The sequence below is a fragment of the Acidiphilium sp. PM genome, assembly GCF_000219295.1.
Classification (GTDB): Bacteria; Pseudomonadota; Alphaproteobacteria; order Acetobacterales; family Acetobacteraceae; genus Acidiphilium; species Acidiphilium multivorum.
The window spans coordinates 1-625 of sequence record NZ_AFPR01000610.1 but is presented as its reverse complement, the minus strand read 5'-3'; the positions used below and the strand labels follow the sequence as shown (position 1 = coordinate 625).

At 70.6% G+C, this 625-nt stretch carries 1 pseudogene; it reads right to left on the bottom strand.

From position 1 onward, the window contains the following. Positions 1 to 625: pseudogene (locus APM_RS19495) on the bottom strand (AAA family ATPase); the annotation flags it as partial.

Genomic DNA, 625 nt, shown 5'->3' with positions numbered 1-625 from the left:
GATGCTCTTGCGAAAAGCGTTGCGCCGTATCTCGGCAGTACGCGCCGCCTTGGCCGCCTCGGGGTCCAGCTCGACCGCCTCGGCTTTGACGCCCAGCCGGCGCACCAGGCTCTCGAACCGCCCGCCTTCGCTGGCGGCAAAGTCGGTCCATTGGCCGGTTGTAGCGTTGACCGAAACCGTCCAGCTTTCCCCTCCGCGCCAGGTCGCTTGCAGGCGCAACCGGCCGCCGCTGCTCCGGTAGGGCACACCAGCGGCATCAAGCGCCGCCGCAACATCGATCGCCCGTGGTTCGGCAGGCTTCTCCTCAGCCGCCGGGCCACGCGGCGGCACCGCCGGTTCACCGCCCCGCGCAATATCCGCCTGCCAGTCGGCTGCCAGCGCCGCATCCCGATCATACGCGGCCGCCTCCTCCATCGGGGGCTGCGCAAAATCATCCGGCCAGGGCGGCGGACCATCGGCCGCACTTCCCAGCTCGCCAAGCGCCGCCGCTTCGGCGGCAAGGGCCGCATCGCGATCCTCCGCCTCGTTCGCCTCAACAGCCTCTGGCGCTGCGGTCTGCGGATTGGCCGAAGGGGGCACCTCGGCTGGCGCGGCCAGCAGATCGAATCCGTCAGCCCGTTTGCCT